This is a genomic window from Amycolatopsis sp. CFH S0740 (assembly GCF_004522315.1).
GTDB lineage: Bacteria > Actinomycetota > Actinomycetes > Mycobacteriales > Pseudonocardiaceae > Amycolatopsis > Amycolatopsis nivea.
Map to the genome: position 1 here is coordinate 190,453 of NZ_SDLS01000004.1, position 21,101 is coordinate 211,553.

A 21,101-nucleotide genomic window follows, 5' to 3' on the forward strand; every position below is an offset into this window, starting at 1 on the left:
CGATGGGAACGCGGGGATTCGTCCTCCTCTGGTCGGCCCAGCTGGTCTCGATCGTCGGCTCCGCGCTGACCGGGTTCGTGCTCGGCGTCTGGACCTACGAGCGGTCCGGTTCGGCCACGCAGTTCGCGCTGATCATGCTGTCCGGTGCGATCCCGGCGCTGCTGATCGCGCCGTTCGCGGGCGCGCTGGCCGACCGTTGGCACCGGCGCCGGATCCTCGTCGCCGCAGACTGCGTCGCGCTCGTTTCGGTCGGCGCGCTGGCGTTGCTGATCGACGCGGACCAGCTGCAGACCTGGCACGTGTACGTCGTGACCGCGCTGACCGCGATGTGCGGAACGCTGCAGCAGGTCACCTTCAGCGCGATGATCCCGCTGCTGGTGCCGAAACAGCACCTCAGCCGGGCGAACGGGCTGTCCCAGGTGGTGTTCAGCGCGCAGATCGCCGCGCCGGTCGTCGCCGGGACGCTGCTGGCGCTCACCGGCCTGCGCGGGGTGGTGCTGATCGACCTCGTGACGTTCGCCGCGTCGCTGCTGGTCGTCGCACTGGTCCCGTTGCCCGGGGCCGCCGTGCGCACCGCCGCCCCCGAGCCGGGCGGACCGTCGATCTGGCGGCAGGTCCCGGCGGGCTGGGAGGAACTGCGCCGCCGCCCCGGGCTGACCGGACTGCTCGGCGTGCTGGCCGGGTTCTACTTCTGCTTCGGCGTCGCCGGGACGCTCGTGCGGCCGCTGGTGCTGTCCTTCGCCAGCCCCGCCGGACTCGGCTTCCAGGTGTTCGCGGGCGGCTGCGGGCTGTTCGCCGGAAGCCTGGTGATGGGCGTCTGGGGCGGCCCGAAGAAGCGGATGCGCGGGATCGCCGCGTTCATGGCGTTCGGCGGGATCGCGCTGGCCGTCCACGCGCTGGCGCCGTCGCTGGCGCTGGTGATCGCGATCGGGCCGTTCTTCCTGTTCACCCTGCCGGTGATCACCGGCACCGCGCAGACCGTGCTGCAGAGCAAGGTCGACCCGGCGAACCTCGGCAAGGTCATGGCGACCTCGCGGGCGGTGTCGCAGGCCGCGAGCCCGGTCGCGTACCTCGTCGCCGGCCCGCTCGCCGACGACGTGTTCGAACCGCTCATGCGCCCCGACGGAGCACTGGCGGGCTCGGTCGGCCACCTGATCGGCACCGGCCCCGGCCGCGGCATGGCACTGATGTTCCTGCTCGCCGGACTGCTGCTGGTCGTGCTGGGCTGCCTGGCCGCACGCCCCTCGCTGCGGCGGGTCGAGGACCTGCCGGATCTGCTGGAAGAACCCGTCGCGGTGGCGGCGAGCCGAGAGGAAAGCGGAAAATGACCACCCTCGAACGAACCGTCCCGGTGCGCGTGCTCGCCGCCGACCCGTTCCTGCGCGCCGGTTTGGAAAGCGCACTCTACGGCCGCGGCGAATTCACCGACGCCGACGGCGGGGTCGCGGTGCTGGCGGTCGACGAGGTCGACGACGCGGCCGTCGAGGCGATCCGGACGGCCAAGGAACGCAACGCGACCGTCCTGCTGGTGACCGGCAAAGTCGACGCGCCCCGCGCGGCGCGCGCGATCGAAGCGGGTGCTTGCGGGGTGCTGCGGCGGGAGCAGGCTTGCGAACAAACGCTGGTCTCCGCGGTACGCGCGGCGGCGACCGGCCACGGGACGATGCCGCCGGATTTGCTCAGCGACCTGTTCGATGCGCGGCAGGCGGTACCTGCCGCGCCGACTTTGGACGCGCGGGAACGCGATGTCCTGCGGATGGTGGCGGATGGGCACGAGACTGCCGAGATCGCTTCCGCGCTGGCCTATTCGGCACGCACGGTGACGACGATCGTGCACGACATCACCCACCGGCTGCGGCTGCGGAACCGGGCGCATGCGGTGGCGTTCGCGTTGCGGGAGGGGCTGATTTAGGGGTTGTGCCGGGGCGGCGCTGGTGCTTGGTGGCGGCTGGCCGCTTGATTTTCCGCTGTCCGCCGCCTGCTGTCCGCCGCGCGCTGGCCGGTCTGGGCAGCACGGCAGCACGGCAGCACGGCAGCACGGCAGCACGGCAGCACGGCAGCACGGCAGCACGGCAGCACGGCAGCACGGCAGCACGGCAGCACGGCAGCACGGCAGCACGGCAGCACGGCAGCACGGCAGCACGGCAGCACGGCAGCACGGCAGCACGGACGAGCCAATCCCCTCGTCCCCCTGCCAAGCAACCCCGCGCCGCGCCGAGTCGTCCCAGCGCGGTCCTAAATCAGCCCGTTCCGCACCGCGTAAGCCGCCGCATGGGCGCGGTTTCGTACTCCCAGCCGGGCCATCAGGTCGTACAGCGCGTTCTTCACCGTGTGTTCCGACCAGCCGAGCTCGGCCGCGATCTCGCTGTTGCTGTACCCCTCGGCGACGAGCCGCAGCACCCGCAGCTCGCGTTCGCCGAGCTGCGGCCGGTACGCCGCCTCGCCGTCCACCCGTCCAGTGTAGGAGATCCGCTCACCCCGGCAGCTCCGAACCGCGCGTGCCCGGGGCTGTCGCGACCGTGTGCACGACCTGGACGAACCGGTCGGCCATCGTCTTCGCCGCGGCTTCGGTGAACAGGGCCCGGTCGTAATGCAGCGTCCCGGCCAAGCCGTCGGGATGCTCGCGGACCGTCACCAGCACGTCGAACGGATTCCCGCCCTGTCCGGCCCGCCACGGCTCGGCGCGGATCCCGTCGAGCCGGAGCCGGTCCGCGAGCGAGCCGAGCGCCTGGAACGCCACCTGCGCCACCGGATTCCGGCTCAGGTCGCGCGGCGGCCGCAGCGCTGCCACGACCTGGTCGAACGGCACGTCCTGATGCCGGAACCCGCCGACCACCGCCTCCCGCACCGCGGCGAGCACCTCCGGATACGCCGGATCGCCGGGAACGCGCACCCGCAACGCAAGCGTGTTCACGAACAGCCCGATCAAGTCTTCCGCCTCGACCGACGGCCGGTTGCCCGCGAAGGTGCCGACGACGAGGTCGTCCCGCCCCGTCGCCCGGCGCAAGTCGAGGACGAACGCGGCGAGCAACGCCATAAACCCCGTCGCGCCCGCCTCCGTGGCCACGTCTTCGAGCGCGCTGATGACGTGCTGTGGCACGGAAAACTCAACGGTGCCTTCCAGCTGCGCTTGCCGAGCCGGTCGCGGGAGGCTGTCCGGAAGTTCGATCGCCGGCGGCGCACCTGCCAACGCCGACTTCCAGTACTCGAGACCCGCCTGGTCCGGCGCGGTATGAACTGGGACCAGCTCCGGCAGCGCGGACGCCCGCCCTGCGTAGCATTCGGCGAGGTCGCGCCAGAAGATCTCCATCGAAGTGTCGTCGGCGATGATGTGGTGGATCACCGCGAGCAGCGTGAACCGCCCCGGCTCGCCACGGATCACCGTGCACCGCAGCAACGGCCCACGCGCCAGGTCGAACGGCTGACGAAGCTCCGCGTCGACGATCTCCTCTGCCGACCCGTCCACCACCGTCAACGGAATGTCGCCGTCGGCGGACACCACCAACTCCGGTTCGCCGCGACGGCTCCGGAACGTCGTCCGCAAGGTCTCGTGTCGCTGGACCACTTCCGCCAACGCTCGCCGCAACGCCTCGACGTCCAGCTCTCCAGTGCACCGGTAGGCCTCGTACATAGTGTACATCGCGGACGGCCCGGACAGCTGATCCAAAAACCACATCCGTTGCTGCGCCGCCGAAATCTCGCGCGGTCCACTGTGGACTTCCGCAATGGACGGTGCCGCCGCGACCAATTCCGCCAGCTCCGCGACCGTCGGCGCAGTGAACAGATCCGCGACAGACAACCGCCGCCCCGTGCTGCGCGAGACCCGCGCACAGATCCGGGTAGCAGCCAGCGAACGACCGCCAAGCTCGAGAAACGGATCATGGATACCGACCGGACTCACCCCGAGCACGTCCGCCCAAATCTCGGCAATCGCCGCCTCCGTCTCATTCCGGGGCTCGACATAGACGACCGCCAACGCCGGACGAGTGCCGTCCGGCGCAGGCAGCGCGTTGCGGTCGATCTTGCCGCTCGGCGTGAGCGGGAGCGCGGCCAGCGACGTCCACACCGCCGGAAGCATCGACTCCGGCAGAGTACGAGCCAGATGCGCCCGCAACTCAGACGTCGACGGCGCTGCTCCAGCACGGTAGACGCAGTAAGCGACAAGCCGATCCTCGTGCACCGCAGCCGCCGCCGCGGCAATCATCGGATGCGCATGCAGCGCGGCCTCGACCTCGCCGAGCTCGATCCGGTTGCCGTGGATCTTGACCTGATGGTCGAACCGGCCCAGATACTCGAACGCCCCGTCCGCCCGCCGCCGCGCGCGGTCGCCGGTGCGGTACAGCCGCTCCCCCGGGGTCTCCGCGAACGGGTTGGGCACGAACTTCTCGGCCGTCAACGCCGGACGGTTCAGGTAGCCGCGCGCCAGTTGCACCCCCGCGATGGTCAACTCTCCGTCGAGAAGGTGGACGCGAGTGTTCGCGATCGGGTGACCAATGGTGACCGTCTCGCCCGGCAGGCACCGCGTCGCTGTGACGTCCACTGACGCCTCTGTGGGCCCGTAGAGATTATGCAGCTCTGCGCCGACCAGCCGGTGGAACCGCTCCGCCAGCTCGTCCGGGAGCGCCTCGCCGCTGCACAACACTCGCCGCACCGGCAGTTCCGGGACCGATCCGGCCAGGAACGCGCGCAGCATCGACGGCACGAAGTGTGCTGTGGTGATCCGTTCCGCGACGAGAACGTCCGCGAGATACTCCGGATCGCGGTGCCCTCCCGGACGGGCCATGACGAGCGTCGCGCCGACGGAGAGCGTCCAGAAGAACTCCCACACCGACACGTCGAAACCGAATGGCGTCTTCTGCAGCACACGGTCTTGGGGCGTCAGGCCGTATTCGTCCTGCATCCACCGCAGGCGGTTGACGATCCCGCGATGCTCGATCACCACGCCCTTGGGCTTGCCGGTCGACCCCGATGTGTAGATGACGTACGCCGCGTTCTCCGGCCGGACTACGACCTCCACCGGCTCCCGGGATTCGCCGAGCCCGGTGAGATCACCCGGCTCGACGACGATCTCGGCACCCGAATCCTCGATCATGAACCGCAGCCGGTCCTCGGGATAGTCCGGGTCCACGGGCAAATACGCCGCCCCGGCCTTGAGAATCCCGACCAGCGCGACCACCATCTCCACACCGCGCTCCAGCCGAACCCCCACCACCGACTCCGCACCCACCCCACGCGCCCGAAGCCAATGCGCCGCCTGATTCGACAGCTCATCCAGCTCCACATAGGACACTTCGCGACCATCGGCGACCACCGCGACTTCACCGGCAGCGACACCCTCGGCCACCATGTCCAGCAACGTCTCGCTCATGCGTCCTCACTCACGACCGCACGTGGACGGATCGTCGCGCGAACAGCCGGTTGTTGAGCGAGCCGTGGATAACCGGCCACCGCAGCGGCCAGGGATTCCACGGTCGGGTGGTCGAAGAGGGCCCGCACCGGGACGTCGGCGTCCAGGGCCGCGCGGAGCCGGACCGAGATCCGGGTTGCGGCCACGGAATGTCCGCCCAGGTCGAAGAAATCGTCCTGCACGCCGATCCCGTCCGTGCCTAGCACCTCCGCCCACACACCGGCGACCAGCTCCTCCACCGGTCCGCGCGGAGCGACGTGCGGGCGTTCGCGCACGGCCGGTTCCGGAGCGGGCAATGCCGCTCGGTCCAGTTTCCCGGCCGGAGTGCGCGGCAGTTCCGGCAGCAGTACGAAGCCGCTGGGTACCAGGTAATCCGGCAGCACGCTGGAGAGTCCTGTTCTCACGTCCGCAATGGACAGTGCGGCCTCAGCTACGACGTAGGCGGTCAGTTCCCAGCCATCGGCGGACGGGGTCGGTTGCACGGCGGCATCGCGGATCCGCGGGTCGGCCCGCAGCACGGCCTCGACCTCGCCCGGTTCGACTCGGTGGCCACGGACCTTTACCTGGTCGTCGGCGCGGCCGAGGATCTCCACCGATCCGTCCGGCCGCCGACGCGCCAGGTCGCCGGTGCGGTAGAGCCGTCCGCCTGGGTGGAGTCCGTGCGGATCCGGTGCGAACCGTTCCGCGGTCAGGCCGGGGCGACCGGCGTAGCCGCGGGCCAGACCGTCGCCGCCGATCCACACCTCGCCGACCACTCCGAGCGGCACCGGTTCGAGGTCGTCGCCAAGCAGGTAGACGTCCGTGTTCGCGACCGGTTCCCACGAGACGACGCTGTCCCCGTCCAGTTCGGCGACGGTGGACCAGATCGTCGTTTCGGTCGGGCCGTAGAGATCCCACAGCCGCGCTCCGCCCGCGGTGAGCCGTCGTGCCAGGTCGTCCGGCAGCTTCTCGCCGCCGGCGAACACGGTCAGCTCAGCAGGCGGAGTCCAGCCCGCATCGACCAGCAGCCGCAAGCCCGACGGCGTCGCCTGCACGACCGACGGCGCGGTCCGCTCGATCAACGCGGCCTGCCGCTGCGGATCGATGCACTCCTCGGCGGTCGCGACGATCACCTGCCCGCCGACCAGCAGCGGCAGGTACAGCTCCAGCGCCGAGATGTCGAACGAAACCGTGGTCAACGCGAGCACCGACGCACCCGGCGCGAGACCCGGCCGTTCCCGCATCGACAGCAGGAAGTTCGCCAGCGCGCCGTGCCCGATCTGGACGCCCTTGGGCTGCCCGGTGGAGCCGGACGTGTAGATGACGTAGGCGAGTTCGCCGCCCTCGGGCCGTGGCGCGGGAACATCCGCCGGGCACGCCGGGCACGCCGCGATCGCCGCCGCGTCGCGGTCGAGCAGCACCGCCGAACAGCCGGTCCCTTCCAGCAACCCCGTCAGCGACTCTTCGCTGAGCACCACCTCCACTCCTGAATCGGCCAGTACGTAACCAACCCGCTTCGCCGGATAGCGCGGATCGACCGGCAGGTACGCGCCTCCCGCCCGGTGCACGGCGAGCAACGCGACGAGCAGGTCCGGACCCCGGTCGAGCAGCACCCCGACCAGCGCCCCGCGCCGAACTCCTTGTTCCTTCAGATACCGCGCAAGCTTAGCGACCCGCACCGACAATTCTTGATAAGTGAGCGTCACGTCGCCGCACCGCAGCGCCAAAGCATCCGGGTGCGCCAGCGCGGTGGCCTCGAACAACTCCGGCAGCATCCGGCCCGCGGGCTCGGTCCGCGATGGATTCCGCCGCAGCGCAGCCCGATCCGTCGCAGGCAGCCCAGACCGGCGTGGCTCGGAGGTCGGCGCAGCAACGATCCGTTCCAGCACATGCCGATAAAGCCGAGCGAGAAACTCCAGATGCGCAACGGCGACCCGGAAAGTGAATGCCTCCAGCACAAACGCACCGGGCACGGTCGAGACGGACAGGCCGAACTCGTTGGGCGTGCTGTCGGCGACCTCGGTCAGATCGACCTGCGCTTCCGTGAGGACGTGCATGTCCGTGTGGTTGAAGAAAACGTCGACCAGCGGCACCTGCCCGCCCCACGCGGCCTGCATCGCGGGCAGCGGGAAGTGCCGGTGCGGCCACATCGCGGTCTCTTCCGCGAAGACCGCGCGAGCCAGCTCCGGCCAGTCGCGCGCGTCCGCCGGCACCACGAACGGCACGGTGTTCAGGAACATCCCGCGAACCTGGTCGCCGCCCGCGCGCTCGAGCCTGCTGTTGGTCACCACGCCGGTATGAAACGGCCGGTCGTGCCCGGAAATCGTTCGCAGCACAGTGAGATGCGCGGCCAGCAGCAAGCTCTTCAGCGGCACCCCGGCCGACGAAGCCACCGCACGCAACCGAGGCGTCAGGTCGTCGAACGGCACCCGCACCGTGCGGTAAATCCCGTCGTCCTCGCCCGCCCAGCCCGACGGCACAGCGAACCGCTCAGCCGCGCGCAGCCGGCCTGCCCAGAATTCGCGGTCCACAGTGGACTCCAGCGACTCCCGTTCCCGGGCGACCGTATCCGCGAACCGGACCGGCGGCGGTGCGACCGGCTCCGCCGCGCGGGTCCGATAGTCCTCGAGCAGCTCGGCGACCAGCGAATTCTGGCTCCAGCCGTCGAGAATCGCATGCACATAGCTGAACGACAGCCGCCATTCGCGCTCGGCGAGCCAGTGGACGTGCAGACGCAGCAGCGAAGGGCTGAGCAGATCGAACCCGCGCGCCCGGTGCTCCCGTATCCGCGCGGCCTGCTCCTCGGCGGGCAACGCGCGCAGATCGTCGCAAGTCACGTCCAGGACGGCGGTCTCGTGCACCCGCTGCAGCGGCGGAACCGCGGCGAAGTCGATCGAGGTACGCAGGATCTCGTGCCGCGCGACGAGCCGGTCCGCTGCCTGTTGCAAGGCGTCTAGACGGAACTCCTCGTGCACCGGGTACCCGAGCTGGTTCAGATAGAGCCCGCGGTCGGCCCCGGCGAGCATCTCGTGCACCATGCCCGCCTGTGCGAGCGACAGCGGATAAGCGTCGGTCACGTCGGCTGGCAATGCCTCGCGCTGACCGGCGGCAAGCTGCGCGAACGGCTCGACCGCCTCGATCGCGGCCGCTGGACCGCCGAGCCCGGCAGCGAAGTCGGCCACTCGCTGTCGCCGGAAGAGGTCCGCGACGCTCGCCTCGATTCCCTCCGCGTTCAGCAGCCCCACGGCGCGGATTGCCCGCAGAGAATCGCCGCCCAGCGCGAAGAAGCTGTCCTCCGCACCGACCCGGTCGACGCCAGTCGCCGCCGCGAACGCGCGGGCTACCGCTGCCTCCGCCGGAGTACGCGGCGCGATGTAACCGTTGCTCGTGCGCGCTCCGTCCGGCGCGGGCAAGGCGTTGCGATCGATTTTGCCGCTGGCGGTCAGCGGCAACGCGTCCAGCGCCAGCCATACCGACGGCAGCATCGGTTCCGGCAGCGTGCGCGCCAGATAAGCACGCAATTCGGCCGGCTCGGGAGTGCGTCCGGGCTCGGCGACGAAGTAGCCGGCCAGCCGGTCGTCGTGCACCGCGGCCGCCGCCGCGCGCAGGTCGGGATGGGTCTGCAGGGTCGCCTCGACCTCGCCGAGTTCGATCCGGTTGCCGTGGATCTTGACCTGGTGGTCGAGCCGCCCCCGGTACTCGATCCGGCCGTCGGGCAGCCGCCGGGCGAGGTCGCCGGTGCGGTACAGCCGTTCGCCGGGCTGCCGCGCGAACGGGTCCGGGACGAACTTCTCGGCGCTCAGCGACGGCCGGTTCAGATACCCGCGCGCCAGCTGCACCCCGGCGATGACCAGCTCGCCGGGCACGCCGACCGGCACCTCGCGCAACTCGGCGTCCACCACGTACACCCGGGTGTTCGCGATCGCGCGGCCAATCGTGACGGGCTCCCCCGGGAGACATCGCGTCGCCGTCACGTCGACCGAAGCCTCGGTCGGCCCGTAGAGATTATGCAGCTCGGCGTCGATCAGCTGGTGGAACCGTTCCGCCAGCTCGTCCGGGAGCGCCTCGCCACTGCACAGCACCCGGCGCAGCGACGGCACCGGTCCGGACAGGAACGCCCGCAGCATCGACGGCACGAAGTGGGCGGTCGTGATCCCTTCGGCCATGACCTCGGCGAGATAAGCCGGATCACGGTGACCACCCGGCTGAGCCATCACGAGGGTCGCGCCGACGGAGAGCGTCCAGAAGAACTCCCACACCGACACGTCGAAACCGAACGGAGTCTTCTGCAGCACCCGATCTTGGGGTGTCAGGCCGTATTCGTCCTGCATCCACCGCAGTCGGTTGACGATCCCGCGATGCTCGATCACCACACCCTTAGGCTTCCCGGTGGACCCCGAGGTATAGATCACGTACGCCGCATTCTCCGGCTGCACAATGACATTCACCGAGTGTCGAGGTTTGTCGAGAGCAGTGAGATCGCCCGGCTCAATCACCACCTCCGCACCGGAATCCTCGATCATGAACCGCAACCGGTCCTCGGGATAATCCGGATCCAGCGGCAAATACGCCGCCCCGGCCTTGAGAATCCCGACCAGCGCGACCACCATCTCCACGCCGCGCTCCAGCCGAACCCCCACCACCGACTCAGCACCCACCCCACGCGCGCGAAGCCAATGCGCCGCCTGATTCGACTGCTCATCTAGCTCCACATAGGACACTTCGCGACCATCGGCGACCACCGCGACTTCACCGGCAGCGACACCCTCGGCGATGAGCGACAGCAACGTCCCACCCGCAAAGGGAACGTCCGTTTCGTTCCACCCACCCAATTCGGCCTTCTCGGCAGCGCTCAGCCAAGGCAGTTCCGCCAACGGCGCACCAGGATTCGCGACGATACCGCGCAGCAATTCGGTGAAATGACCGCCGATCCGCTCCACAGTGGACCGATCGAACAGCGCCACCGGGTATTCCAGCACGGCGTCCAAAGCACCATCCGGCCGCTCAGTCACTTCCAAGGTCAGATCGAATTTTGCGCTGTGCCAGGGAGAGTGTACTTGCTCGCCGAGCAGTCCGGCCGCTTCGAATCCGGCGTCGGCGGTGTTCTGCAATACGAGCATGGCTTGGAAGAGCGGATTTCGGGACAGATCGCGGTCCGGCACCAGCTCGTCGGCGAGCCGCTCAAACGGCGCGTCCTGATGGGAATACGCATCGAGCGTGTCCTGACGAACGCCGTCGAGGAAATCCGCGAACGACACCGAACCGTCCACAGTGGCCCGCAGCACCAAGGTATTCAGGAACAACCCGATCAAATCCTGCGCCTCGGCCCGCGTACGCCCGGCGACCGGCGTGCCGACAGTGACCTCTGCCTGTCCCGAATACCGGCTCAGCAGAATCTGATACGCGGCCAGCAGCACCATAAAGGTGGTCGCCCGATGCGCCCGGCCGAGCGCGGCGACGGCGGACCCGAGTTCGGCGTCCACGGTGAATCGCAGAATGTCCCCGCGCGGATCGTGCACGGGCGGGCGTGGATGATCCGTCGGGAGGGTCAGCGGCGCAACCCCGTCGAGCCGTCGACGCCAGAACTCGACCTGCTCGGTCACTCGCTCACTAGCCGCCTGCTCCCGTTGCCAGGAAGCGAAATCGGCATACTGGACCGGCAGCTGCGGCAAAGTCTCCCCGCGGTACAGCGCTTCGAGTTCCCGCGCGACGACGGACGTCGACCACCCGTCGTACGCGATGTGGTGCACGACGAGCAGCAGAACATGCTCCGTCGCGGACTGCCGAAGCACCCGAACCCGCAACGGCCGGTCCCGAGCCAGATCGAACGGCACCGAGGCCGCTTCCCGGGTGACCGCCTCGACGTCCTCCGCCGGGACGTCCTGCACGGTCAGATCGACCCCGGGCTCCCCCACGACTTGTTCTGGCACCCCATCGCGTTCGACGTAGGTGGTGCGCAGGATTTCGTGGCGCTCCACGATCGTCTGCCAGCACGTCCGCAGCCGCTCGACGTCGAGGGGGCCGCGCAGCCGCCACGCCGCGGTCACCACGTACTCGGTGCCACCGGGGCGGAGCCGGTCCAGCACCCAGACCCGTTGCTGCGCCGGGGAAAGCGGCAGCGGACGGCTGCGATCAGCTCGGACCGCCGGGGCCGAGTCCGGGTCCGGCACCGGGGCCGCGGCCAGGTAGCGCTCCAGCAGCTCGTCGCGCCGGGACTGTTCGGTGGTCATCGCTCCCCCTGCGGGTCGATCGGCGAGGCTGGTCGGCGAACGGGGGCGGCTAAGCCGGAGTGTCCGCCCGCATCCGCTCCCGCAGGCTCTTCGGCCGCATGTCCGTCCACACCTCGTCGATGTGGTCGAGGCACTCCTGTTTGGGCCCGCGCTTCCCCTCGTACCGCCAGCCCGCCGGCAGGTCGCGGCCGACCAGCCAGATCGAGTACTGCTCCTCGTCGTTCAGCACGACGCCGTAGGTGCGTTCGTCCTCGCTCATCCGGGTCCTCCTCGTCCTCGCGCCGGGCACACCCGTCCCGTCGCGAGCCGAGCCTTCCCGCGCGGGCGGCGGCGCGACAGAGAAGAACGCGCAGCAACGAGCGCACCGTCCCGCCTCTGGGCCCGCCGGAGCGGAACCGCCACCCTGGCGCCATGACCATGCCCGGCGACCTGCCGCTGTCCTTCTCGCAGGAAAGACTGTGGTTCCTCGACGCGTTGCGGCCCGGCGGGACCGAGTACCTCCTCCCGCTGACGCTGCGAGTCCGCGGCAAGCTGGACGTCGCCGCGCTGAGCTGTTCGCTCGACGCGTTCGTCGCCCGCCACGAGGTGCTGCGGACGCGGTACCGCAGCCGCGAGGGGGTGCCGGTCCAGGTGGTCGGGAAGCCGCAGCCGGTGCCGCTGCCGATCGAGGGCGTCACGGAGAGCGAGCTGGACACCGTGGTCGCGGCTGAGCTGGCAGTGCCCTTCGACCTCGCGACCGACCTGCCGCTGCGGGCCCGGTTGCTCCGCCTCGACGCGCGCGAGCACGTTCTGCTGATCGTCGTGCACCACATCGCCTTCGACGGCGCGTCCTGGGACGTCCTCGCCGCCGAACTCGCCGAGCTTTACCGCGCGTTCCACGCCGGCACCCTGCCCGAGCTGCCCGCCCTGCCCGTCCAGTACGCCGATTTCGCGCTCTGGCAACGGGAAGACGCCGAAACCCGGCTCGCGGGCCAGCTCGCCTACTGGCGCGAACGGCTCGCCGGGCTGACCCCGCTGGAGCTCCCGGCGGACCGTCCGCGCGGACCGGTGTGGGACCCGGCGGGCGCGGCGGTCCGGGTCGAGGTCCCCGCCGCGCTCGCGGAACGGCTCACCGCGCTCGGCCGCTCCCGCCGGGCGACGCCGTTCATGGTCCTGCTGGCCGCCTACCAGGTCTTTCTCGCCCGGCACACCGGCGGCACGGACATCGCCGTCGGCTGCCCGGTCGCCGGGCGCGCCCCGGCCGAGGTCGAGGGGCTGGCCGGATTCTTCGTCAACACCCTCGTGCTGCGGTCCGATCTCGGCGGCGACCCGGCGTTCACGACGTTCCTCGACCAGGTCGCCGGGACCGCGCTGGACGCCTTCGGCAACCAGGACGTCCCCTTCGACTGGCTCGTCGGCGAGTTCGAACCGGACCGCGACCTGTCCCGCAACCCCCTGGTCCAGGCGTTCTTCGGCCTGCACGAGGTGCCCGAGCACCGGTTCCGGCTGCCCGGGCTGGCCGTCGAGGAGTCCGATGTGGACTGGACGGCCGCGTCGTTCGACCTCGGACTGCAATTCGAGCACCGTCCGGACGGCTCGCTGACCGGCACTCTCACCTACCCGACCGCCCTGTTCGAGCCCGCCACCGCGCACCGGCTGGCCGCGCGCTTCCAGCGCCTGCTGGAGAGCATCGCCGACCGTCCGGCACAGCGGCTGAGCGAACTGAACCTGACCCCAGCCGCGGAACTCGCCCTGCTGTCTGAGTGGGCCTGGACCCCGGGTTACGCGGTGGCACCGGGCTGTTTCCCCGACCTGTTCGCCCAGCGAGCAGCCGAAACCCCGGACCGGCTCGCCGTCCACTGCGCCGGCCAGGAACTCACCTACGCCGAGCTCGACGCCGCGGCCAACCGGCTCGCCCGGCACCTGCGCGCGAACGGGCTCGGCCCGGAATCGACCGTCGGCGTCTGCCTCGAACGGAGCGTCGACGCGGTAGTCGCGCTGGTCGGCGTGCTGAAGTCCGGCGCGGCGTATGTCCCGTTCGATCCGGCCAACCCGCCCGACCGGCTCGCCTATCTCGTCGAGGACGCCCGCACCGCCGCCGTCGTCACCGAGGACCGCTATGCCGGGCTGTTCGCCGACACCGGCTGCCCCGTCGTCTCCCTCGATCAAACCGCGGATTCCTCTTCGGACAGTCCTGATTGGACAGTAGAACCGGACCATCTCGCTTACGTCATCTACACTTCCGGCTCGACCGGACGGCCGAAAGGCGTCCAGATCCAGCACGGCTCCTACGCCGAACACGCCCAGGTCATCGCGCGCGAGTACGGGATCACCGCGGCCGACCGGGTGCTCTCGCTCGCGTCGCTGGCCTTCGACGGTTCGCTGGAGCAGATCGGCGGCCCGCTGCTGGCCGGCGCGTCGGTGGTGCTGAGCGATCCGCTGTTCTGGGAACCGGAGGAACTCGCCGACCAGCTCGGCAGGCACCGGATCACCAGCGTCAACCTCACCCCGGCTTACTACCGCGAACTGCTCGGCGTGCTCACGCCGCGCGATCCGCGGGTCGCGTGCCTGAACATGGTGAACGTCGGCGCGGACGTCGTCACCACCGAAGACGCCCGGCGCTGGCGCGAACTGCAGTTGCCCGGGCGCTTCGTGGCCTGTTACGGCCCGACCGAGGCGACGATCTCGAGCACGCTGCAGTGGGCCGACTACGCCGATCTCGACGCGCCGACCCTGCCGATCGGCCGCCCGGTCGCCGCGACCGGTGCGTACGTGCTCGACCCCGCCGGACGCCCGGCTCCGGTCGGCGTCCCCGGCGAGCTGCACCTCGGCGGCCTGCGCGTGGCGCGCGGCTACCTGCGCCGTCCCGCGCTGACCGCGGACAAGTTCGTGCCGGACCCGTACTCGACCGGCACCCGGCTGTACCGCACCGGCGACCTCGCGCGTTTCCGCTCGGACGGGACCATCGAGTTCCTCGGCAGGCTCGACCGGCAGGTGAAGATCCGCGGGTTCCGGATCGAACTCGGCGAGATCGAAGCCGTCCTCGACGCCCATCCCGCGGTGCGCGCGGCGGCTGTCGTGGTGAAGGATCTGCCGGAGCGGACCTTGGTCGCCTATGTCGTCGCGGCTTCCGGCGAGCCGGACTTCGCCGCGCTGCGGGCGAGCCTGCGGTCGCAACTGCCGGACTATCTCGTGCCGGCGCAGTGGGTCGCGATGGCCGCGCTGCCACTGACGCCGAGCAAGAAGGTGGACCGCGCCGCACTGCCAGACCCGTCGACCGACAACGCGGTCCGAGCGGAGCCGATCGCTGAGCCGTCCTCTGCGGTCGAACACGCGCTCGCCGACATCTGGCGGGAAGTGCTGCGGGTGGAGGAAATCAGCGTCCACGACGATTTCTTCCGTATTGGCGGGCATTCCCTGCTGGCCACCCGGGTGCTCGCGCGGATCCGGAAGAAGCTGGGCGTCCGTGTCTCGCTGAGGGACCTGTTCGCCGCTCGGACGGTCGCCGAACTGGCTGTGGTCATCGAGCAGGCCTGAAATCCATTGCTCCGCGGCGGGTGCCGGGGGAAGGTGTACCCGTGGAGACGGAATCGAGACAGGCATGCGTGGCTTCGCTGCTCGCGTTGGCGAACAGTCCGGCCTATCAGGACAGGATCGACGCCGGTTGGGGCCTGGCCCGCTTCGCTGAGGTCCCGGAGGCGCAACCGGCACTGGTGAACCTCGTGCGGGACGACAACGACACCGCCGTCACCTACGCAACCACGGAAGCCTTGCTCCGGCGCTTCGACGCTCTCGGCCTCCGGTTGGTGGCCACAGCCCTCGCGACAGCCAATCTGGACCACACAGACTGGATCTACCCGACGATCAGCGAGGTTTTGGGCATCAACTCCCGCGATCGCGACGTAGCCGCCGAAATGTGCGAGCCGCTCACGCACAGCAAGGACGAGGAGGTGCGGCGCGGCGCGACACACCTCCTCGAGGAAATCAAGAGCATCAGCCCGGTCCTCATCTCCAGGAGCCATGACCGAGTTCACCCCAGTGCACGCTGAACGTCCACCTCGGACAGAGCCCCACGACGCCGTCGGTGCCTCGAACACCGTGCGCACCGGCAACCGCTCCCCCAACAACGCAACCACCCGCATCGCCAGGATCGCCATGGCACCTCACCCCAGCGCGCGCTGAACCTCCACATCAGACAGAGCCGCCACATACTCCGCCACCGCCTGATGCACCTCAGCCGCCAACAGCTCCACCGTCGACGCCTCGAACACCGTGCGCACCGGCAACTCCACCGGGAACCGCTCCCCCAGCAACGCGACCACCCGCGTCGCCAGCAGCGAATGCCCGCCCAAATCGGCGAAGAAATCGTCGTGCACCCCGACGCGTTCGAGGTCCAGCAGCTCCCGCCACACCTCCGCGACGGCTTCCTCGACCGGCGTGCGCGGCGCGACGAACTCCGTTGCCGGGGCAGACGGCTCCGGCAGCGCCGCGCGGTCCACCTTGCCGTTGGGCGTGATCGGCAGCTCGTCGAGCCAGGACCACAACGAGGGCACCAAATGCGCGGGCAACCGGGCGAGCAGAAACTCCCGCAACTCAGCCGCCGCGGGGCGCGAAGCCACCACGTGCGCCGCCAGGACCCGGTCGCCGTCGCGTTCGTGCGGCACCACCACGGCCGACCGCACCAGCGGATGTGCCGTCAGCGCCGCTTCCACCTCGCCTGGTTCCACCCGGAAACCCCGGATCTTGACCTGCTGGTCCAGCCGTCCGAAGAAGGCGAACGTCCCGTCCGGCCGGAGCGCGACCTCGTCGCCCGTGCGGTAGAGCCGTCCACCGCCGCCCGCCGGGTCGGGAACGAACCGTTCCGCCGTCAGCGCGGGGCGACGGGAATAGCCGCGCGCGACCCCGGGTCCGCCGAGCAGCAACTCGCCGCGCGCACCGGGCTCGACCGGCGCGCCGTCAGGATCGGTGACGTACGCGTGCGTGTTCGCGATCGGCTTGCCGATGGGGATCGGCCCGGCGGTGTCGGCGACCGTCATCCCGCGGTGCGCGCAAGCGAAAGTCGTGCACTCGGTCGGTCCGTAGCCGTTGCTCATCTCGGCCCCGAGTTCTTCGATCACCCGCCGCGCCTGCACCGGCGGCACGACGTCGCCGCCCGCGATGACGTGCCGCACCCCGGCCAGCGCGGTGACCCGGTCGTCCACCACGTGCCCGAACAGCCCGGAGCTGAGCCACACCGTGGTGACCCCGAACCGGCGCACTGCCTCCTCGATCGACGCCGCGGTCGGCACGCCCGGCGGCAGTACCGCCAGCGTCGCGCCGGTGGCGAGCGCGCCCCACAGCTCGAACGTCGAGACGTCGAAGCACAACGACGTGAGCAGCAGGAACACTTCTCCCGCACCGAAATCGGCGAACCCGGAGCCGTGCACCAGCCGGACGACCCCGCGGTGGGTCACCTGGACGCCCTTCGGCAGACCGGTGGAACCGGAGGTGTACATCTGGTAGATCAGGTTGTCCGGCACCACATTCGCGTCCGGTGGAGTGTCCGGCCAGCCGCTGAGGTCCGCTTCGTCGGCGAGAACGACTGTCGGTGCGGCTTGGACCCGGTCCGCGAGCGCCCGTTCGGTCACCGCGACGGTCGCGCCGGAGTCGCCGAGCATGAACGCGAGCCGCTCGGGCGGATAACCCGGGTCGAGCGGGACGTAATAGCCGCCCGCCTTGAGGATGCCGAGCATCGCGACCAGCAGCGTCGTCCCGCGCTCCAGGCACAGCGCGACCGGCGTCTCCGGCCCGATTCCCCGCGCCCGCAACAGATGCGCGAACCGGTTGGCGCGCCTGTCCAATTCGCCGTAGGTGAGCCGCTCGTCGCCGTACCGCACGGCCGCGGCCTCCGGCGCCGCTGCGGCGTGCCGGGCGAACAGCTCGTGCACGCACAGGTCGGGCAGCGGCACGTCCGCGCCGCGTTCAGGCTGCAGGGTCATGAAGGCGTCCTCCCGCGTCGAACGGTTCCGACTGGAGCATGACCAGCAGCCGGCGCGCGGGCCAGAGACGAACGCGCAGAAATCCCCGCAGGGTCAGCGTTTCAGCGGCCGCCGGACCCCGAGCCACGCGCTCCAGCCGAACACTCCGGCCAGCAGCGCCGCCGACGCCGCCAGCAGCGCCAGGTCGACCGGCAACGCGTCCGGGTCGAGCACGTCCGCCCGATGCGGCGCGACGATGCCTGCCCGGTCCTCGATGACGTCGACCTTCTCGCCGGTCTTCATCCGCGACTTCACCGACAGGTCATCGACCAGCAGCGTGCCGTCCGGCCGGTCCACCCGAGCGGTGCAGGCGGTGCCGCCCTTGACCCGATGGCATTCGGAGGACACCGCGATCGCGCGGTACCGGTCGCCGGTCGCCGCGACGTAACCGACCGCCGTCACCCCGACGGACACCAGGTAGAAGCCGGTCAGCAGGAAACCGCCGACGAGGAACCAGCCGCGTCCGGAAAACATGAACACCGCCGACGTCGCGAGCGCGGCGAGCAGGACCCCGAAAAGCAAGCCCGCCGCGGCCGCCACCGAGCTCGAGCTGACGAACCCCACCGCAGCGCCCGCGCCGAGCACCACCACCGCGATCCAGCACCACCCGGCACGCAGAGCGACGACCCGACCGCTCGCCGCAGCTTTTCCCGGGCCGGAATCCCTTGCCGCAGCGGGCTTTCTCGTGGACACGCGGGAATGATGACACGGCGGACCCGCTGCCGTACGCTGATCGCGGATTACCGGCGCGCGTGCTGTCCCTCGGCCGGAGCCCGGAAGAACGACCGCACCGGCAGCAGCAACCCCGCCAGCGACAGCACCACGAAGACCACCTGGTGCACGTGGTCCGTGCCCGGCGGCAGCCGGAACACCAGATGCGCCAGCCAGAACACCGGGTAGAACCACAACGCGAACCACGCCCACCGTTCCCCGGCACGGAACGGGAACGCCGCGATCAGCCCGCCGAACAACCCGAGCCCGGCGGTGGCGAGCGCGTCGGTGCGGTAGAGCAGGGCGTCCCCGGCGGGCGGCGCGATGGCGACCACGATCCCGAACGCGAGGATTCCCGCGCTGACCACGGCGAGGGCGATCCAGCTGATCCGCATCGGGGAGCCACCGTTCATCCGGCGAATTTACTCCGCTTCCGCCGGTTTCGGCCCGCTCAGCCGTCATCTTCCCGGCGGGCACGAACAGCCCGCCAGAGACGTGGCCGCCCAGACCGAAGCGACCCGGCCGATGCGGGGTTCGCGGTCCGTGAAGGACTCCTTGAGGGAATCTGGTTCCCTCAAGGAGTCCTTCACGGACGTCATGACACGGGCCCCTCCGGCAGCGCACAGGCCAGCCGACGCACCGCCTTCTTCACCGCCGCTACCGACATTCCGCGCTCATGCCGTTGATTCTGGTACAGATCGGGTGCCAGCGGAGCCAGCAGCACGTCCGGCAGCGCCTCGTCCTTCAACCCGGCCTCGCGAACCTGCGCCGCCACGAAAACCCGCCAGAACCCGTATGCCCCGGTCTGATACCGCCGCGCGCCGGTCTCCGCGCCGAGCGCCAGCGGCAAATGCCGCTCCAGCAAATCGATCATCGCGTCGTAAAACGCCACCAGCCGCTCCCGCGGGGCAGCGCCCGGTCCGAGCGGCGGCGGCCCGGACAGCATCGCTTCCTGCAGTCGTCGCTCGTGCTCGTCCAGTAACGCGACCGCCACCGCAGCGACGCTGTCGTAGCGCCGGTAGAGCGTCCCGCGTCCGACCCCGGCCGCCGCGGCCAGGTCGCCCATCGTGATGTCCGGGCCTCTCGTGGCGAACAGGTCCTCGGCCGCGGCGAGGATCCGCTGCCGGTTCGCCGCGGCGTCCGCCCGTTCCGTCACTGGCTTGCTGTTCACCCCGTCACTGTATCTGGACAGCGTGTCCGGATCGAGTACAGTCAAAAGTGGACACAGTGTCCACATAACTGATTGGGGGCAGCTTCATGCACTCGTTCACGCTCGCCGGCCGCACCGTGCGCCGGGTCGGCTACGGGACCATGCAGCTCGCGGGGCCGAAAGCCATGGGCGAACCGGCCGATCCGGAGCGCGCCAAGGCCGCCGTCCGCGCTGCCGTCGACGCGGGGATCCGGCTGATCGACACATCCGGATACTACGGGCCCGAGGTCGCGAACCGCCTGCTCGCCGAGGCGCTGCGGCCCTATCCGGAGGACCTGCTCATCGCCACCAAGGTCGGCGCGCGACGCAGCCCGGACGGCGGGTTCGTCGCCGACGCCGCGCCGGAAGCGGTCAAAGCGGCCGTCCGGGACAACCTCGCACAACTGGGCGTCGAACGGCTTCCGTTGGTGCACGCCAGATTCATGCCAGACAGCACTGTCCCGTGGGCGGACACCGTCGGGGCGCTCGCCGAACTGCGCGACGAAGGACTGCTCGAACACGTCGGCGTCTCGAACGTCACCCTCGATCTGCTGGACCAGGCGCGCGCGGTCACGCCGATCGCGTCCGTCGAGAACGAGTACCACGTCGGACACGCCGGCGGCCGGGACGTCCTCGACGCGACCACCGCCGCCGGGATCCCGTACCTGGCGTTCCGTCCGCTCGGGAACGGAGTTCTGGCCGGAGAGGGCTCGCCAGTGGCCGAGCACGCCCGGCAGCTTGGCGTTTCGGCGGCGACGCTCGCCCTCGCCTGGCTCCTGGACCTCGCGCCCAACGTCGCCGTCATCCCCGGCACGAGCGATCCCGCCCACCTCGCCGACCTCGTCGCCGCGCAGGAACTCGCCCTGCCGTCCGGCGTTCGCGCCGCGCTCGACGAGGCGTGACGATGGGCTGGATCGCCGTTTTCGCGGCCGGGCTGCTCGAAATCGCCTGGGCGCACAGCATCCGCCTCACCGACGGCTTCACCAAACTCGTCCCGACGCTCGTCTGCGGGGTGCTCACCGTCCTCGTGCTGTACGTGCTGAACGTCGGCATGAAGACGGTCCCGGTCGGCACGGCGTACGCGGTGTTCGTCGGGATCGGCGCGGTCGGCACCGCGCTCGTCGGCATCTTCTGGCTCCGTGAACCGGTCAGCGCGGCGCGGATCCTCGCGCTCGCGCTGATCGTCGGCGGGGTCGTCCTGCTCCAGCTGACCTCCCGGACCGCGTGACAGCCGGGCCGGTCCCGCACACGACCGGCCCGGCCCCCGGAGTTCCGCGGCCCGGAACCGCTTAGGCCCATCGGGCGTCACCCGTCTGCCAGCATCGTCCACAGGCTGTCGCCATCCGTCATCCGCCCGTGTCCGCGGCGGCATCGAACGTGGCCCGGCGACCGGCGCGCGAACACCCCGCAGGAGCGGTTTCCTAGGCCAGAAGAGGCACGCCGGACCGCTCCCGCCAGCCCGCGAGTGAATTCCCGCGAATCGTCTTGTCCGGGGAAAAGAATCCTCGCTAGCCTCGGACGCAGAGGGAGAAAAGCCGAGCGCCTCGCGCCGAGACGAAGCGCGCCGGCACAGTTCGCCGCGTGACGGC

The 21,101-nt window shown here is 70.3% G+C and carries 14 protein-coding genes; 6 read left to right on the plus strand and 8 right to left on the minus strand.

Annotation, left to right across the window (positions count from 1 at the left end; genetic code table 11):
• Nucleotides 1-2: 2 nt before the first annotated feature.
• A complete protein-coding gene (locus EIZ45_RS09510; protein ID WP_134662461.1) occupies nucleotides 3-1,328 on the plus strand; it encodes an MFS transporter in 1,326 nt (441 codons plus the stop codon).
• Nucleotides 1,325-1,912, plus strand: coding sequence for a response regulator transcription factor (locus tag EIZ45_RS09515; RefSeq protein WP_205669842.1), 588 nt, complete (start codon nucleotides 1,325-1,327; stop codon nucleotides 1,910-1,912). The genes EIZ45_RS09510 and EIZ45_RS09515 overlap by 4 nt, the downstream gene beginning before the upstream one ends.
• A gap of 323 nt (nucleotides 1,913-2,235) precedes the next feature.
• Here the strand turns inward: EIZ45_RS09515 and EIZ45_RS46725 are convergent, their stop codons facing one another.
• Genes EIZ45_RS46725 through EIZ45_RS09535 form a run of 4 tightly spaced genes read right to left on the minus strand, consistent with a single transcriptional unit; the run spans nucleotide 2,236 to nucleotide 11,875 of the window.
• Complete coding sequence (locus tag EIZ45_RS46725) at nucleotides 2,236-2,451, minus strand: response regulator transcription factor (protein ID WP_009077456.1); 216 nt, start codon at nucleotides 2,449-2,451, stop codon at nucleotides 2,236-2,238.
• Between the two features lie 22 nt (nucleotides 2,452-2,473).
• Nucleotides 2,474-5,368 carry a non-ribosomal peptide synthetase gene (locus tag EIZ45_RS46440; RefSeq protein WP_134736042.1) on the minus strand — a complete coding sequence of 965 codons (2,895 nt, stop codon included), beginning with the start codon at nucleotides 5,366-5,368 and terminating at the stop codon, nucleotides 2,474-2,476.
• Nucleotides 5,365-11,616, minus strand: a complete 6,252-nt coding sequence (locus EIZ45_RS09530; protein WP_134662289.1) for a non-ribosomal peptide synthetase — start codon at nucleotides 11,614-11,616, stop codon at nucleotides 5,365-5,367. The genes EIZ45_RS46440 and EIZ45_RS09530 overlap by 4 nt, the downstream gene beginning before the upstream one ends.
• Before the next feature lie 49 nt (nucleotides 11,617-11,665).
• Complete coding sequence (locus EIZ45_RS09535) at nucleotides 11,666-11,875, minus strand: MbtH family NRPS accessory protein (RefSeq protein ID WP_134662290.1); 210 nt, start codon at nucleotides 11,873-11,875, stop codon at nucleotides 11,666-11,668.
• 152 nt (nucleotides 11,876-12,027) lie between these two features.
• Here EIZ45_RS09535 and EIZ45_RS09540 point away from each other — a divergent pair, with 152 nt between their 5' ends.
• Both EIZ45_RS09540 and EIZ45_RS09545 read left to right on the plus strand, forming a co-directional pair.
• Nucleotides 12,028-15,132 carry a non-ribosomal peptide synthetase gene (locus EIZ45_RS09540; protein ID WP_134662291.1) on the plus strand — a complete coding sequence of 1,035 codons (3,105 nt, stop codon included), beginning with the start codon at nucleotides 12,028-12,030 and terminating at the stop codon, nucleotides 15,130-15,132.
• A gap of 41 nt (nucleotides 15,133-15,173) precedes the next feature.
• Nucleotides 15,174-15,644 carry a HEAT repeat domain-containing protein gene (locus EIZ45_RS09545; RefSeq protein ID WP_134662292.1) on the plus strand — a complete coding sequence of 157 codons (471 nt, stop codon included), beginning with the start codon at nucleotides 15,174-15,176 and terminating at the stop codon, nucleotides 15,642-15,644.
• A 114-nt stretch (nucleotides 15,645-15,758) separates the two neighbouring features.
• Here EIZ45_RS09545 and EIZ45_RS09550 read toward each other — a convergent pair whose 3' ends face one another.
• From EIZ45_RS09550 to EIZ45_RS09565, 4 genes are all read right to left on the minus strand, one after another.
• On the minus strand, nucleotides 15,759-17,573 hold the full coding sequence (locus EIZ45_RS09550; protein WP_134662293.1) for a non-ribosomal peptide synthetase: 1,815 nt from the start codon (nucleotides 17,571-17,573) through the stop codon (nucleotides 15,759-15,761).
• 93 nt (nucleotides 17,574-17,666) lie between these two features.
• Nucleotides 17,667-18,305, minus strand: coding sequence for a hypothetical protein (locus tag EIZ45_RS09555; RefSeq protein WP_134662294.1), 639 nt, complete (start codon nucleotides 18,303-18,305; stop codon nucleotides 17,667-17,669).
• 47 nt (nucleotides 18,306-18,352) lie between these two features.
• Nucleotides 18,353-18,736, minus strand: a complete 384-nt coding sequence (locus EIZ45_RS09560; RefSeq protein WP_134662295.1) for a hypothetical protein — start codon at nucleotides 18,734-18,736, stop codon at nucleotides 18,353-18,355.
• A gap of 182 nt (nucleotides 18,737-18,918) precedes the next feature.
• Nucleotides 18,919-19,539, minus strand: coding sequence for a TetR/AcrR family transcriptional regulator (locus EIZ45_RS09565; protein WP_134662296.1), 621 nt, complete (start codon nucleotides 19,537-19,539; stop codon nucleotides 18,919-18,921).
• A gap of 41 nt (nucleotides 19,540-19,580) precedes the next feature.
• On the opposite strand from EIZ45_RS09565, the gene EIZ45_RS09570 reads away from it, so the two are divergent.
• The gene (locus EIZ45_RS09570) at nucleotides 19,581-20,414 is read left to right on the plus strand and encodes an aldo/keto reductase (protein ID WP_134662297.1); all 834 of its coding nucleotides are present in this window, start codon (nucleotides 19,581-19,583) and stop codon (nucleotides 20,412-20,414) included.
• Between the two features lie 2 nt (nucleotides 20,415-20,416).
• Entirely contained in the window at nucleotides 20,417-20,740 is a 324-nt protein-coding gene (locus EIZ45_RS09575) for a multidrug efflux SMR transporter (protein WP_134662298.1), read from the plus strand.
• Nucleotides 20,741-21,101 lie beyond the last annotated feature (361 nt).

Excerpts from the sequence above, each read along its gene's own strand:
- EIZ45_RS09510 (WP_134662461.1), top strand. The coding sequence starts at position 3 with ATGGGAACGCGGGGATTCGTCCTCCTCTGGTCGGCCCAGCTGGTCTCG.
- EIZ45_RS09515 (WP_205669842.1), top strand. The coding sequence starts at position 1,325 with ATGACCACCCTCGAACGAACCGTCCCGGTGCGCGTGCTCGCCGCCGAC.
- EIZ45_RS46440 (WP_134736042.1), bottom strand. The coding sequence starts at position 5,368 with ATGAGCGAGACGTTGCTGGACATGGTGGCCGAGGGTGTCGCTGCCGGT.
- EIZ45_RS09530 (WP_134662289.1), bottom strand. The coding sequence starts at position 11,616 with ATGACCACCGAACAGTCCCGGCGCGACGAGCTGCTGGAGCGCTACCTG.
- EIZ45_RS09535 (WP_134662290.1), bottom strand. The coding sequence starts at position 11,875 with ATGAGCGAGGACGAACGCACCTACGGCGTCGTGCTGAACGACGAGGAG.
- EIZ45_RS09540 (WP_134662291.1), top strand. The coding sequence starts at position 12,028 with ATGACCATGCCCGGCGACCTGCCGCTGTCCTTCTCGCAGGAAAGACTG.
- EIZ45_RS09550 (WP_134662293.1), bottom strand. The coding sequence starts at position 17,573 with ATGACCCTGCAGCCTGAACGCGGCGCGGACGTGCCGCTGCCCGACCTG.
- EIZ45_RS09560 (WP_134662295.1), bottom strand. The coding sequence starts at position 18,736 with ATGAACGGTGGCTCCCCGATGCGGATCAGCTGGATCGCCCTCGCCGTG.
- EIZ45_RS09570 (WP_134662297.1), top strand. The coding sequence starts at position 19,581 with ATGCACTCGTTCACGCTCGCCGGCCGCACCGTGCGCCGGGTCGGCTAC.
- EIZ45_RS09575 (WP_134662298.1), top strand. The coding sequence starts at position 20,417 with ATGGGCTGGATCGCCGTTTTCGCGGCCGGGCTGCTCGAAATCGCCTGG.